The 14,293-nt window shown below is 71.3% G+C and carries 5 protein-coding genes and 1 pseudogene; 4 read left to right on the plus strand and 2 right to left on the minus strand.

Features of this window, described 5'->3' with window-relative positions; translation table 11 throughout:
• Positions 1-267: 267 nt before the first annotated feature.
• Positions 268-420 carry a hypothetical protein gene (locus tag AB0J72_RS23380; RefSeq protein ID WP_363401934.1) on the minus strand — a complete coding sequence of 51 codons (153 nt, stop codon included), beginning with the start codon at positions 418-420 and terminating at the stop codon, positions 268-270.
• 99 nt (positions 421-519) lie between these two features.
• Here AB0J72_RS23380 and AB0J72_RS23385 point away from each other — a divergent pair.
• Positions 520-694 (plus strand): annotated as a pseudogene (locus tag AB0J72_RS23385) (aminotransferase class III-fold pyridoxal phosphate-dependent enzyme); the annotation flags it as partial.
• Between the two features lie 251 nt (positions 695-945).
• Here AB0J72_RS23385 and AB0J72_RS23390 read toward each other — a convergent pair.
• Positions 946-2,109, minus strand: a complete 1,164-nt coding sequence (locus AB0J72_RS23390; RefSeq protein ID WP_363401936.1) for a DUF6544 family protein — start codon at positions 2,107-2,109, stop codon at positions 946-948.
• An 896-nt stretch (positions 2,110-3,005) separates the two neighbouring features.
• Between AB0J72_RS23390 and AB0J72_RS23395 the strand changes: the two genes are divergently transcribed.
• From AB0J72_RS23395 to AB0J72_RS23405, 3 genes are all read left to right on the plus strand, one after another.
• Entirely contained in the window at positions 3,006-5,258 is a 2,253-nt protein-coding gene (locus AB0J72_RS23395) for an MMPL family transporter (protein WP_363401938.1), read from the plus strand.
• Between the two features lie 531 nt (positions 5,259-5,789).
• Complete coding sequence (locus AB0J72_RS23400) at positions 5,790-10,925, plus strand: beta-ketoacyl synthase N-terminal-like domain-containing protein (protein WP_363401940.1); 5,136 nt, start codon at positions 5,790-5,792, stop codon at positions 10,923-10,925.
• Positions 10,918-14,292 (plus strand): amino acid adenylation domain-containing protein, encoded by a 3,375-nt coding sequence (locus tag AB0J72_RS23405; RefSeq protein WP_363401942.1) that lies wholly within the window; start codon positions 10,918-10,920, stop codon positions 14,290-14,292. Before AB0J72_RS23400 ends, AB0J72_RS23405 begins: the two co-directional genes overlap by 8 nt.
• Position 14,293 lies beyond the last annotated feature (1 nt).

Genomic DNA, 14,293 nt, shown 5'->3' on the forward strand with positions numbered 1-14,293 from the left:
GGACGTCGACTGGCGACACCGTAGGCCGACCGCAGTGGACATTTTGTGGACGCGAGCTGGCGTGCGAATTGTCCGATGCGGGGCGAGATCGCGTGGGCACGGCGGCGGGCCGTGCGATCGCCGCGTCCCGGCCGGTGAAGGCGTCCGGCCCGGTCGGTCAGCGGCGGGTCGCCGCAGCGCCGCGCATGTCGGCGGCGCAGGTGCCGCAGCAGCTCGGCGCGGTCGCGACGACCGCCGCGCTGTCACTGTCCACGATGGACGGCGCGGTCAGTTCTGCCAGGGTGGGTCCACCTCCATCAGGCGGTAGTTGGAGATCTCCGGCGGCTCCCGGTGCACATCCGACGCTGCCGGCTGGAGCACCGCGACCGCGCCGAGTAGCAGGCCGACGACAACAAAAAGTATGGATCTGCGTGCCGACACCTTGACTCCCTACGGGATCAGCATGTTGAGGCCGCAGGTTATCAACTCGCCACCAGTCACTGGGCAAGGTGGATGTCTCCCCGTCGAGCCGGTCGTGCAGGCGCCGGCGGGATGCGCTTCCACTCGCCGGAGTACCTGCGGGTGCTGCGCGACGCGACCCGCGGACGTTCTGCTCGTGTCCGACGAGATCGCGACAGGGTTCAGCCGCACCGGCGCCCTGCTCGCCGTCGACCACGCCGGTGTCAGCCCCGACGTCATGTGCCTGGACAAGGCGGCTGGGTCGAACCGGACCCGCTGCCCGTCGAGCTGGACCGCACATGAGCGATCTGGAGCGCCGCCGGCTCGGTCAGCACGGCTCTGAAGTAACCGTCCTCGGATTCGGTGCCATGGAACTGCGCGGCCGCTGGTGTGGGGGCGCCGCGTAGGGCGATGTCCGCCGGGACGGCTCCGTGGTGTCCCATCACGTCCTCCTCGCTGTTCGACCCGAGGAGTCGGTGGGGGTCAGTCCCGGGACTGATCATCGCGTCAGGTGGCGGCGACCTGTTGCCCGCGCGGGGACCGGTGCATGCCGGTGTTGTAGGTGATGTCGTCGAGGTGGTATTCGAGGTAGGGGAATTCGTTTTCCGGTTCGGGGGCGTGCCAGTGGGCTTCGCCGTCCGTGCAGGTGCGCCATGGGCCGAGGTTGCGGTGGGTGTGTATGGGTGTGGACCAGCGTTGCCGGGTGAAGCTGCGCCCGTCCGGGCTGGCGCGCAGCCGGTCGTTGGAGATGAAGTCGACCAGGTCGTGGGCGTCGTTGAACACCAGCACGGCAGACACGGTCTGCCCGTCTTGGGTGAAGGTGCCGCGGACGTGGTGCTCGTCCAGGACCTGCCACCTGATCGGGGCGTCGACGAGGGCGGCGGGGGCGAGCACGCAGAGGTCGTTGAACACGGTGACGGTCTCGCCGCGATCCATGTCGGGTCCCGCGGCATTGATGATCGGGAGCAGGGAGCATACGTTGACGCGCATGGTGGCTGTGTTGTCGGCGTAGACGTGTAGGACGTCGGCGGGTAGCCCGGACATGCTGGCCTGGATGTGGAACAGCCGTCGGGGGTGGGGGCCGTAGGTGTTGAACTGTTCGCCGGCGAACGGCATCCACGGCTTGCTCGGGCCGCTGCGGATGCGGCCGTGGATGGTGGCGCGGAAGTTGGCCACGCGGGGTTGTCCGACAGCGCCGCAGCGGCGTACGTGGTCGGCCACGGGTGGCGGCAGGTGGGTGAGGTCCGCGGCGGTGACGACGCCGTTCTTGGCCGGTTGTTCGGCGAGTGCTGCGTGCATGCGGCGGGTGTATTCGGCCTGGAAGCTGCGCGGTCCGTGCGCGGCGTACCCGTAGCCGGCGGCCAGCAGCATGATGGCGTTGGCGGCGGTGCCGGCCTTCGCGTCAGCCCACGAGGTGGCGATGGCCGACTGCGAGGCCACGGCGGCCACGGTGGTGATGAGCCACCACGTTCGGGCGCGCAGCGCGATCGTGCCGGCGGCGGTGAGCACGAGCGCGGCGGCTGCCAGCCAGGCCACGCCCCCGGCGGTGCCGATCGGCTCGGTGAGCTGGTTGATCCGTGCCCAGCCGAAGCCCTTGGCCGCGCCCATCAGATGGATGAGCCCGTGGATCGTCACCACGGTGACGACGGCCCACCGCAGCACGGTGCTCATCGGGTCCCCCCTTCCCGAGCTTGGATGTAGAACGCCGGGCAGCGGAGGCGCGGCGTACAGCCCGGGTTCGGGATGACCCCAGGTCATACCGAACGCCTCCCCATCGCAGTGGCCCGCCACACCACCCACAGCAGACGCTAACGATCGCCAACACCCGCGGGCAGGGTCGAAGGACCCCCTACCTCCGGGGCCGCGCTCGGGACGCTTCGTGCGCAAACGGCGATTGACCCGATTGCGGTGTCTCGAATGCGTGGGGTGTCGTCAAGCGGCATGTCGCGCGCTCAGACCGGAATCATGTGCTGCGACACGGCCCATTCGGTGTTGTTTCCCTTGAGTGCGCCAGAGCACGGTGGCCAGCACGACGACCCAGAGGAGGAAGGCGCTGACGTTACGCTATGGCCGATGACGCGATACCGCAGATGAGCAAGACATTCGGGAACCACGTCGGTGAGTGTTTCGCCGGAACCTCACGGCGCATCCCGTCCGGCGACCGATCAATGGTGCTTGACATCACCAACCTCTTTCAACGTTCGTCCACGTTCAGGTTGGCCCGTGAGGGACCGCAGCCCCAGAGCCGCTCGGACCGCCATACCGCGCCGTTCGGCCCGCCCGGACACCATGCGCCGCCGATGCGCGCCAGCCGGTGCGGTGGCGCGCAGACAGGCCACTGCGCTTCACCGGTGTTGGCCACGACCCGCCCCGCGCTCGGGCAGCTTTCGCGTCGAAGGCCGGTTGGGTCGCCATGAGCTCCGGGACGAACGTGACGGATCCGGCCTCACGGCGAGGCGGGGCCGAACGTCCTGGCCCGCCGGGACCTTATCCTCGTGTGCGTCGATGCCTCGCGGGTAAAGGGTTGAGCGTATCCGCACGCTCACGCCGTCGAGGGGAAACGGGCGATGATCGCAGGACGGAACCTTGCCGCCGTGCTGGGCGGTTGGAGCGTGCGGCATCGCGTCGCCGCGATCGGTGGCTGGCTCCTCGTCGTGGTCGTCACCACGCTGTTGGGCTCGGCGGCCGGGCAACGGCAGATGACGGTGGACGAGTACGCGGCCGGCGAGTCCGCGCAGGCGATCCGCATCCTGCAGCAGGCCGGTATCAGCCAGCCCGCCGGTGAAATGATCATGGTGCGCAGCGATGCCTTGACCGCCGACGACGCCGCGTTCCGCGACGCGGTCGGCGCGCTCACGGCGGCGGTCCAGGCCACCGGTCAGGTGACCGAACTGGTGGATCCGTACGTGTCGGGCCTGGTGTCGGCCGACCGGCACAGCGTGCTGGTCCGCTTCGCGATGGCAGGCCCGTCCGACACCGCCTGGGAACGGGTCCAACCCGTCCTGGACGCCGTCGCCGCGGTCCGGGCGGCGCACCCCGACATGACCGTCGGGCAGTTCGGCGCGGCGAGCGCCAACAAGTGGTTCAACGACACCGTCCTCAGGGACTTCCACCGGGCGGAGTGGACCGCCATCCCGCTCGCGCTGGGCATTCTCGTGGTGGCGTTCGGCGCGCTGCTGGCCGCGGTGCTCCCCGTGGGGCTGGCGATGACCGCCTTCTTCGCCGCCAACGGGCTGCTCGCCGTCATCAGCCACCGCATGCACGTCGACAGCACCGCCAGTTCGGTGATGCTGCTTGTCGGGCTGGCCGTCGGCGTCGACTACTGCCTGTTCTACCTGCGCCGCGAACGCGAGGAGCGCGAAGCCGGCCGGGACCCGCAGGCGGCACTGCAGGTCGCCGCGGCCACGTCCGGGCGGGCGGTGCTCGTCTCCGGCGCGACCGTCGTGGTGGCGATGTCCGGCATGTTCCTGTCAGGCATGCTGCTGTTCAACGGTTTCGCCGTCGCGACGATCAGCGTCGTGCTCATCGCCATGCTCGGCTCCGTCACCGTCCTGCCGGCGCTGCTGTCAATCCTCGGCGCCAAGGTGGACCTGGGCCGTATCCCCGGACTCGGCCGGCGCGGCGACGACCGGCGGCGTGCCCGCGGCTCGCGGATCTGGGGCGCCGTGCTGGCCCGGCCATGGGTCTCGGCCGTCGCCGCGACGCTGTTCCTGCTGGTGCTCGCCGCGCCGGTGGTCGGGATGCGGACCGAGAAGCTGACGTTCGACAAGCAGCTTCCGGCCGACACGCCAATCGTGCGCACGTATCACGACATCGCCCGGACCTTCCCGGGTGGTCCGGCGCCGGCGCGGGTCGTCGTGCAGGCCGGCAGCCTCGAGACGCCGCAGGTGCGCCAGGCGATGGCGGACTTCACGGCGGCGGCGCTAGCCACCGGCCTGGTCCGTGAGCCGGTCCGCGTCGTGGCCACCAGCCCCTCAGGCGTCGCCGAGATCGAGGTCCCGCTGGCCGGCGACGGCTCGGACGACGTGTCGGTCCGGGCGCTGCACGCGCTGCGCGAGGACGTCGTTCCCTCGACGCTCACGAAGGTGCCCGGCGTCCGCGTGTACGTGACCGGTGACCTGGCCTTCTCCTCTGACTTCAACGACCAGCTGGGCCGCAGCATCGTGCCGGTGCTCGCGTTCGTCATGGGCATCGCGTTCATGGTCATGCTCTTCGCCTTCCGCTCGCTCACCATCGCCGTCGTGTCGATCGTGCTCAACCTGATCTCGGTCGGCGCGGCGTTCGGGGTGATGGTGGCGGTCTTCCAGCACGGCTGGGGTGCCGGCCTGGTGGGGACGGTCGGCGTCGGGGCGATCGAGTCGTGGATCCCGCTCTTCGCGTTCGTCATCCTCTTCGGGCTGTCGATGGACTATCACGTTTTCGTGGTCTCCCGGATCCGCGAGGCGCACGACGCCGGCATGCCCATCCGCGCCGCGGTCCTCGACGGTGTGCGCAGCACCGCCGGCGTCGTGACCAGCGCCGCAATCATCATGGTCGGCGTGTTCGCCGTCCTCGGGTCGCTGTCCATGCAGGACTTCAAGCAGCTCGGTGTCGGTCTGGCCGTCGCCATCCTGCTCGACGCGACCGTCGTGCGCGTGGTGCTCCTGCCGTCCGTCCTCGCGCTGCTGGGCGACCGCACCTGGTACCTCCCGCGGTGGATCGACCGGCTCGCCGGCCGTCGCCGCCACCGGGACGCTCCGGCGACCGAGCCGGCATCGTCGGAAACGCGGGACGAGGACCTCGCCGCCGTGCCGGATCGAAGTTCCGCCGCGGAGGCATGAGCATCGTCCCACTGTATTGCAACGGTTCTGCATCGCGTCGCATGAATGATATGGATCGGCGTGGGCCGAGACCCGGACGGAATGCTTTCCGGCCCGGTCTCGGCCATTCTTTGTTCGCCCATTCTGCCCCGGCTCGATCTGTCAAGGGTCGTGTGGCATCAGTGTTTCGGCAAAGGTAACGCGCGGCAGTGGGGCGAGGTGCCCGGGAGATTCGGCGAACCGTTTAGGAATGCATCGTACGAACGGCTGATATTCGCCGAACATCGATCTTGTCGTGCACGTTCCAGCAGGTAGATCTGATGTTGGCGAACCTCGTCCGTGGGCAGGGATGATGGCCTGGCTTTCCGATCAATGATCCGCGAGAAACCTCAAGAAATTGACAAACAGTCATGGTTGACATGTGTTGACGCCGATGTGCAGCATGAATCTCGACTAGAGTTGACCGTATTCGTGAAGCGCCGGATGATTGCATGCTCCGGATTCCGATACGTACTTTTCTCCGCACGGCGGGAATGTCAGGAGGAACAGCTCATGAGCAGTTCGGCTGCGGCGGCGGGGGATACCTCCGGACGCTCGACCCTGATCGATCACTTCCAGGCGGTGCTCGGCGCCTCGCCGGATGCGCAAACCTACCGGTTCCTGGCCGACGGCGAGGGGACGCCGGTCGGCGTCGCCAACCGCGACCTCGATGCGCGTGCCCGGGCCCTCGCGGTCCGCCTCCGCCAGTGCGTGGACGCCGGTGACCGGGCGCTGATCGTCTGCCCACCCGGCATCGACTACCTGGCCTCGTTCCTCGCGTGCCTGTACGCGCGCGTCGTCGCCGTGCCGGTGTACCCGCCGAACCCGGTCCTGCTCAAGCGGACCCTGCCGCGCCTCATCGGCGTGATCGAGGACTCCCGGCCGGCGATCGTGCTCGCCCCGGCCGCGGTCACCGCCATGGCCACCGAGATCGCCCGACAGGCGCCCGGCCTGGCCGCGCTGCGCTGGGAGGCCGTCGACCGGATCGACCCGGCCCTGGCCGGTGACTGGCGGCGACCGGCGTTCGAGCCGGGCGACATCGCGTTCCTGCAGTACACCTCGGGCTCGACCGGCAGCCCGAAGGGCGTGATGCTCACGCACGCCAACCTCGCGGCGAACCTGCAGGTCACCAACCGGCGCTTCGTCCGCGGCGCGGACGACACCCACCTGGTCAGCTGGCTGCCGCCGTATCACGACATGGGCCTCATCGGCGGCATGCTGCAGCCCTTGTACGGGGGGTTCCCGGTGACCTTCATGGCGCCGGTGTCGTTCCTCAAACGGCCGCTGCGGTGGTTGAAGGCCATCTCCGAGCACGGTGCCACCCTCAGCGGCGGACCGAACTTCGCCTACGACCTGTGCGTCGCGAAGACCACCGAGGACCAGCGCGCCGAGCTGGACCTCAGCACGTGGCGGCAGGCGTTCTGCGGGGCCGAGCCGGTCCGCGCCGACACCGTCCAGCGCTTCGTCGAGGCGTTCGCGCCGGCGGGGTTCCGCCGCAGCGCGTTCTACCCCTGCTACGGGCTGGCCGAGGCGACGCTGTTCGTCACCGGCAACGCCGGGCTGACCGGCCCCACCGTCCGGCATCTCGAGGCGGCCGCGCTGGCCCGGCACCTCGCCGTCGATGCCGCCGCGGGCGAGGGCACCCGCCCCGTCGTCGGCTCCGGCCAGCCCGCCGACGGCCATGACGTCGCCGTCGTCGACCCGCAGACCGCCGAGCGGCTGCCGGACGGGGGAGTCGGCGAGATCTGGGTGTCGGGGCCGAGCGTTGCGCAGGGCTACTGGGGCAAGCCGGACGAGTCCGCAGCGACGTTCCGCGCCCGGCTCGCCGGCGAGACCGACCGCACGTACCTGCGCACCGGAGACCTCGGCTGCATGTCGGGCGACGAGCTGTTCGTTACCGGCCGGAGCAAGGACGTGATCATCATCGCCGGGCGGAACCACTACCCCCAGGACATCGAAGGGACTGTGGAGCAGAGCGACGCCGCGCTGCGGCCGGGCTCGGGCGTGGCGTGCTCCGTGGACCGCGACGGAGAGGAACAGCTCGTGGTCGTGCAGGAGGTGGCCGGTAACCGCGCCCGTCTCGACGCGGGCCGGGCGGTCGCCGCGATCCGTGCGGCCGTGGCCGCCCAACACGGGCTGGCCGTGCACGACATCGTGCTCGTCAAGCAGGGCAGCATCCCGAAGACCTCGAGCGGAAAGCTTCAGCGGGGTGCGTGCCGCGAGGCGTTCCTGGGCGGCGCGCTGGACGTCGTGGCGGCGTGGAGCGCGGCCGGGGAATCCACGCGGCCGGCACCGGGGGGCGCCGGGTCCGAGCCCGTCACGGCCTCACCGCCGGCGGCACCGTCACCGCAGGCGGACACGATGCGCCGGGCCTACGCGACCATCGAGCGGCTCCAGCAGCGCGTCACCGACGCCGAACGGGCCCGGTCGGAGCCGATCGCGATCGTCGGCGTCGGCGCCCGGTTCCCCGGCGGCGTGGTGGACACCGAATCGTTCTGGGACCTGCTCAGCAACGGCCGCGACGCCGTCGGGGAGATCCCGGCCGACCGGTGGGACGTGGACGCCTACTACGACCCGGAGCCGTTGCGGGCCGGCAAGTCCATCAGCCGGTGGGGCGGCTACCTGGAGCACGTGGACCGTTTCGACCACGACTTCTTCGGCATCTCCCGCCGCGAGGCGGTGATGATGGATCCGCAGCAGCGGCTGATCCTGGAGGTGACCTGGGAGGCGCTGGAGGATGCCGGCCTGCCCCCGCGTGACCTCGCCGGCAGTGCCACCGGCGTCTACATGGGACTGTGCAGCAGCGACTACTCCGGCCAGGTGTTCCGGACCGCGGAGGGCATCCAGGCCCACGCGAGCACCGGCAACTCCCACGGCATCGCGACCGGCCGGGTGTCGTACCTGCTGGATCTCAAAGGCCCGAGTGTGTCGATCGACACCGCCTGCTCCTCGTCGCTGGTCGCGGTCCACCAGGCGGGGCAGGCGCTGCGGCTCGGCGACATCGACATGGCGATCTGCGGCGCGGTCAACGTGGTGCTGCAGCCGCACCTGAGCATCTCGTTCTCGCAGTTCCCGGAGATGCTCGCCGCGGACGGGCGGTGCAAGACGTTCGACGCCGCCGCCGACGGCTTCGTGCGCAGCGAGGGCTGCGGTGTCGTGGTGCTGAAGCGGCTGTCCGACGCCGTGCGCGACGGCGACCGCATCCATGCCCTCATCCGCGGCTCCGCCGTCAACCAGGACGGACGCAGCTCCGGCCTGACCGCGCCGAACGGTGCCGCGCAGCGCGCGGTGCTGCGCCGGGCATTGCAGGTCAGCGGTGTCGCACCGGAGCAGCTCGGATACATCGAGACGCACGGTGCGGGCACGAAACTCGGCGATCCGATCGAGGTGGAGGCCCTCGCCGAGGTGTACGGCCGGCCCGAGGGCGCCGCGCTGTACCTGGGCGCGGTGAAGACGAGCCTCGGCCACACGGAGGCGGCCTCCGGCATCGCCGGGCTGATCAAGGCCGTGCTGTGCCTCGAACACGGTGAGATCCCGCCGAACCTGCACTTCCAGCGGCTCAACCCGCACATCTCCTTCGACGGCACCACCTTCGCCGTGCCGACCGCCCGTACTCCGTGGCCGACCCCGGGACCGCGCTACGCGGGCCTGAGCAGCTTCGGCTTCAGCGGCACGAACACCCACCTGATCCTGCAGCAGGCACCCGAGGCCGTCGCCGCGACGCCCGACGACCGGCGCCCGGCCTCCGTGCTCGCCCTGTCGGCGAAGACCGAGACCGCGCTGGTCAAGCTCGCCCGCCGCTACCAGCGCAGGCTCGCGGCGGCCGGCACCCGGGCCGACGCCGCCGACGTGTGCTTCTCCGCCAACACCGGCCGCGGTCACCTCCCGCACCGCCTCGCCGCCGTCGGCGCGTCCGCCGGCGACCTCGCGGCGCGGCTGGCCGACTACGCCCGTGGCGAGCCGGCACCCGGCCTGCTGTCCGGCCGGGCCGCCGACGCCGCGGCGTCCGACGTGGTGTTCCTGTTCACCGGGCAGGGGCCGCAACGGGCCGGCATGGCACGCGAGCTGTACGAGACCCAGCCGACGTTCCGCCGGGTGCTCGATCACTGCGACGCGGTGCTGCGGCCCGTGCTGGACCAGCCGCTGCTGTCGGCCATCTACCCGCAGGACCCGGCCGACGACCTGATCAACGACATGGCGTACGCACAGCCCGGCCTGTTCGCCGTCGAGTACGCGCTGGCCGAACTGTGGCGGTCCTGGGGAGTGGAGCCGGCCGCGGTGCTCGGGCACAGCCTCGGCGAGTACACCGCGGCCTGCTTCGCGGGGGCGATGGCCCTCGACGACGCCCTGCGCGTCGTCGCGGAACGCGGACGACTGCTGCACCGGCTCGCCGACACCGGCGCGATGGCCGCCGTCTTCGCCTCCGCCGACGAGGTCGGCCGCGAGGTGGCCCGGCACGACCCGGACCTCGTCTCCGTCGCCGCCGCGAACGGCCCCGCCAACACCACCATCTCCGGCACCCGCGCGGCGGTGGAGGCCGTCTGCGCGGCGTTCACCGCCCGCGGCGTCGACGTTCGGCGGCTGCGCATCTCCACGTCGTCGCACTCACCGCTGATCGAACCGGTGCTGGAGCCGCTGCGAGATCTGCTGTCGTCGGTGCGTTTCACCGCGCCCCGCATCCCGCTGGTGTCGAACCTGACCGGCCGGCTGTGGCCGTGGGACCAGGTCGTCGACGCCGGCTACTGGTGCCGGCACGCCCGCCGGCCGGTGCTGTTCGCCGACGGTGTCGCCACGCTGCGGGACCTCGGCTACCGGACCTTCCTGGAGGTCGGGCCGGCGCCGACCCTGCTCGGCCTGCTCGGCGACATCGTGCCGCCCGGCGCGGACGTGCTGATGCTGCCCAGCCTGCGCCCGAAGGCGGGCGACTGGAGCGTGCTGCTGGACAGCGTGAGCCGCCTGTACGTCCAGGGTGCCGACCTCGACTGGGCCGGCTTCGACCGGGACTACACCCGGGCCCGGGTGCGGCTGCCGCACTACCCGTTCGACAAGGTCCGGTGCTGGCACGACCTCGCAGGAGCCGCGACGCCGTTCGCCGCCTCGGGTGCCTCGCCCGCGCCGGGCGGGTCCGCTGCGGCCGCGGCCGGCGCCTCGGGTGCCTCGCCCGCGCCGGCTGGCCGGGCGGGTCCGGCGCCGGTGCGGGGCTGGGCGAGCTCGCTGCCGGCCGCCGAGGACCTCCTGTCGGCACCTGCCGGCGAGCGGGTCGACGTCCTGATCGCCGAGCTGCTGCGCAGCGTCCAGCGGGCGCTGGGCGCCGGGTCGTCCACAGTGGACCCCGATGTGCCGCTGTCCGGTCTCGGGCTGGACTCGCTGATGGCGGTGGAGCTGCGCAACGAGATCCAGTCCCGGCTCGGGGTGTCGATCGCGATCGCGGGGCTGCTCGGCGGGGCAACCATCCGCACCGTCTCCGAGCAGATCATCGCCCAGATCGAGCAACGGCAGCGATCGGGTCCCGGGGCCCCGGACAGCACCGCGGCGATCCGCCGCGTGGCCCGCGTCGAGGACCTGGCCGAGCAGCTGCTCGCCGTCGTGGAACAGACCCCCGAGGCGATGGTGGGCGCGACCAGTGGGACGGAGCACGGCGATGTCTGACCTCGCAGAGCGGTTGGCGTCGCTGTCGCCGCAGCAGCGGGCGCGATTCGAACAGCTCATGCTGGAGTCGGACCAGCGATCGGAACCGGCCGCACTGCAGGAGAACCTCTTCCCGCTGTCGGTGCTGCAGCAGGGCATGTGGTTCCTCGAACAGCTGCGACCGAACAACCCCGCCTACGTCGTGCCGGGCGCCCTGCGTATCCGGGGCCCCCTGGACCGGGCCGCGCTGCTCGACGCCGCGAATGCGGTGGTCAGCCGGCACGAGGCGCTGCGCACCACGTTCGAACTGCGCGACGGCCGGCCCACGCAGGTGGTGCACGCCAGCATGCCGCTGGAGGTGCCGGAGATCGACCTGCGCCCGGCCGGGCTCACCGGCGTGGCGCTGGAGGCCCGCATCGTGACCGAGGCGCTCGGCGAGCCGATGCACGTCGAACGAGGCCCGTTGCTGCGACTCAAACTGCTGCGGACCGGCCCGGACGAGGCCGTCCTCGTGCTCGCGCTGCACCACCTGGTCTCCGACCGCTGGTCGATCGCGATCCTCATGTCCGAGATCGCCGAGCTGTACGAGGCGGCCGGGACGGGCCGCCCGTCCCGGCTCGCGGCACCAGCGGTGCAGTACGGCGACTTCGCCGTCTGGCAACAGGAACAGCTGCGCGACGGGCGATGGGACGCGGACCTCGCCTACTGGCGGCAACGCCTGGCCGGCGCGCCGTCGGCGTTGGAACTGCCGACCGACCGGCCACGACCGGCCGTGCAGGGCTTCAACGGCGCCTTCGTGCCGATCCACGTCGCGGAGCCGCTGCTGCGCAGCCTCGGCGAGCTCGCCCACCGGCACGGCGCGACCACCTACATGGCCCTGCTCGCCGCCTTCACCGTCCTGCTGCACCGCTACAGCAACCAGGACGACGTGGTGGTGGGGATGCCGACCGCGATGCGCGGGCGGCCGGAGATCGAGTCGCTGATCGGGTACTTCGTCAACGCCCTGCCCATCCGCACCGACGTCGGCGGGAACCCTCCCTTCACCGAGGTCCTCGACCGGGTCCGGCTCGCCACCCTCGCCGCCTACACGCACGAGGAGGTCCCGTTCGACGTGATCGTGGCCGGTCTGCAGACCGCCCGGGACCTGAGCCGGCCACCCGTCTTCCAGGTCAGTTTCTCCCACGGCCGGGAACCCGCGCCCACATTCGCGCTCGGCGACACCGAACTCACCCGAATCTGGGTGCAGAGCGGCGGCGCCCGGTTCGACCTCGAGCTGCAGACGTTCGAGCGCGACGGCGCGCTCGGCGGCTGGTTCGAGTACGACCGCGACCTGTTCGACGAGGCCACGATCGCGCGCATGGCCGGGCACCTTCAGCGCCTGATCGGTGAGATCGTCGCGGACCCGCAGCGCCCGATCGACCTGCTGGACCTCGTCGGCGACGAGGAGCGCCGCGGGCTGCTGGCGATGTCCCAGGGGTCGGTGAGGGTGTGGCCGGACACCGACGGCTGGGTCCACGAGTGTTTCGAGCGCCGTGCCGCCGAGCGGCCCGACGCCGAGGCGGTGCGTTTCGCCGGCCGCGGCATGACCTACGCGGCGTTGAACCGCCGGGCGAACCAGCTCGCCCGCCGCCTGATCCGTGCTGGTGTGGGCCGGGACGTGCTCGTCGGGGTCAGCATGGAACGCTCGCCGGAGCTGGTGGTCGCGCTGCTCGCCGTCCTCAAGGCCGGCGGCGCCTACGTCCCCCTGGACCCGGAGTACCCACCGGCCCGCCTGGAGCACATGCTGGCCGCCGCCCGGGTGCCGGTCGTGCTCACCCAGCGGCGGATCCTGGCGGACCTGCCGGCGCTCGACGCGGAGATCCTGTGCCTGGACGAGCTCGGCGACGCGTTGGACGGTGAGCCGGACGGCAATCCGTGCGTCGCGGTCGGCGGCGAGGACCTCGCCTACGTCATCTTCACCTCCGGGTCCACCGGCACCCCGAAAGGGGTCATGAACGTCCACGCGGGCATCCGCAACCGGCTGCTGTGGATGCAGGAGGAGTTCGGGCTGCAACCCGCCGACCGTGTCCTGCAGAAGACACCGTTCTCGTTCGACGTGTCCGTCTGGGAGTTCTTCTGGCCGCTGATGACCGGCGCGACGCTCGTCGTCGCCCGCCCGGGCGGGCACCGCGACGGCGCCTACCTCGCCGACATCATCAGGACGGAACGGGTGACCACCATGCACTTCGTGCCGTCGATGCTGCAGGTGTTCCTGCAGGAGCCGGTGGAGCGGTGCACCAGCCTGCGACGGGTCATCTGCAGCGGCGAGGCGCTGCCCCGGGACCTGCGGGACCGGTTCATGGCCAGGTCACCGGCTCAGCTCAGCAACCTGTACGGCCCGACGGAGGCGGCCGTCGACGTCACCCACTGGACGTGCCACGCGGACGAACCCGACGGGCCGGTGCCGATCGGCAGGCCGATCGCCAACACCGAGATCTACGTCCTGGACCGGTTGCGGCAGCTCGTTCCCACCGGCGTGGCGGGCGAGCTGTACATCGGCGGCCGGAACCTCGCCCGCGGCTACCTGGACCGGCCCGACCTGACCGCGGAGTGGTTCGTCGAGCACCCGTTCGACCATTCGATTGAGGGGCCGGCGGCCGGCGCCCGCCTGTACCGGACCGGAGACCTGGCCCGGTTCCGCGCCGACGGCGCGGTGGAGTTCCTCGGCCGCCTCGACCATCAGGTGAAGCTGCGCGGCCTGCGGATCGAGCTGGGCGAGATCGAGGCGGCGCTGACCGGGCACCCGCAGGTGCACGAGGCCGTCGTCGTCGCCCGCGAACACCGCCCCGGCGACCTGCGGCTGGTCGCCTACCTGACGCCGGACGGCGACACCCCGCCGAGCATCGCCGACCTGGTCGGCACGCTGCGGCTGCGGCTGCCGGAGTACATGGTCCCGGCGTGCTTCGAAATCCTCGCCGCCTTCCCCCTCACCGCCAGCGGCAAGGTCGATCGCAACGCCCTGCCCGAGCCCACCGGGCTGCGCCCGGACCTCGGCGCGCAGTACGTGGCACCGCGCGACGACCTGGAGGACACCATCGCCGGGCTGTGGCGCGAGATCCTCGGCGTCGAACGCGTCGGCATGCACGACAGCTTCTTCGACCTCGGCGGCCACTCGCTGCTGATGGCGAGGCTCCGCACCGAACTCGCGGCCCGCACCGGACACGACGTGTCGATGGTCGAACTGTTCCAGCACCCCACGGTCGGCTCACTCGCCGGACATCTCCGGCGGGCGGCGGACGAACCCGAGACCGCCCTGGACGACGTGCGGGAACGCGCCGAGCACCGCCGCCGGTCGCACCACCGGCGCCGCCAACTGGCGGACGCCCGAACCCGACTGCAGGAACGGTAGG

The organism is Dactylosporangium sp. NPDC049742, from assembly GCF_040674675.1.
Lineage (GTDB): Bacteria > Actinomycetota > Actinomycetes > Mycobacteriales > Micromonosporaceae > Dactylosporangium > Dactylosporangium maewongense.

Excerpts from the sequence above, each read along its gene's own strand:
- AB0J72_RS23390 (WP_363401936.1), bottom strand. The coding sequence starts at position 2,109 with ATGAGCACCGTGCTGCGGTGGGCCGTCGTCACCGTGGTGACGATCCAC.
- AB0J72_RS23395 (WP_363401938.1), top strand. The coding sequence starts at position 3,006 with ATGATCGCAGGACGGAACCTTGCCGCCGTGCTGGGCGGTTGGAGCGTG.
- AB0J72_RS23400 (WP_363401940.1), top strand. The coding sequence starts at position 5,790 with ATGAGCAGTTCGGCTGCGGCGGCGGGGGATACCTCCGGACGCTCGACC.
- AB0J72_RS23405 (WP_363401942.1), top strand. The coding sequence starts at position 10,918 with ATGTCTGACCTCGCAGAGCGGTTGGCGTCGCTGTCGCCGCAGCAGCGG.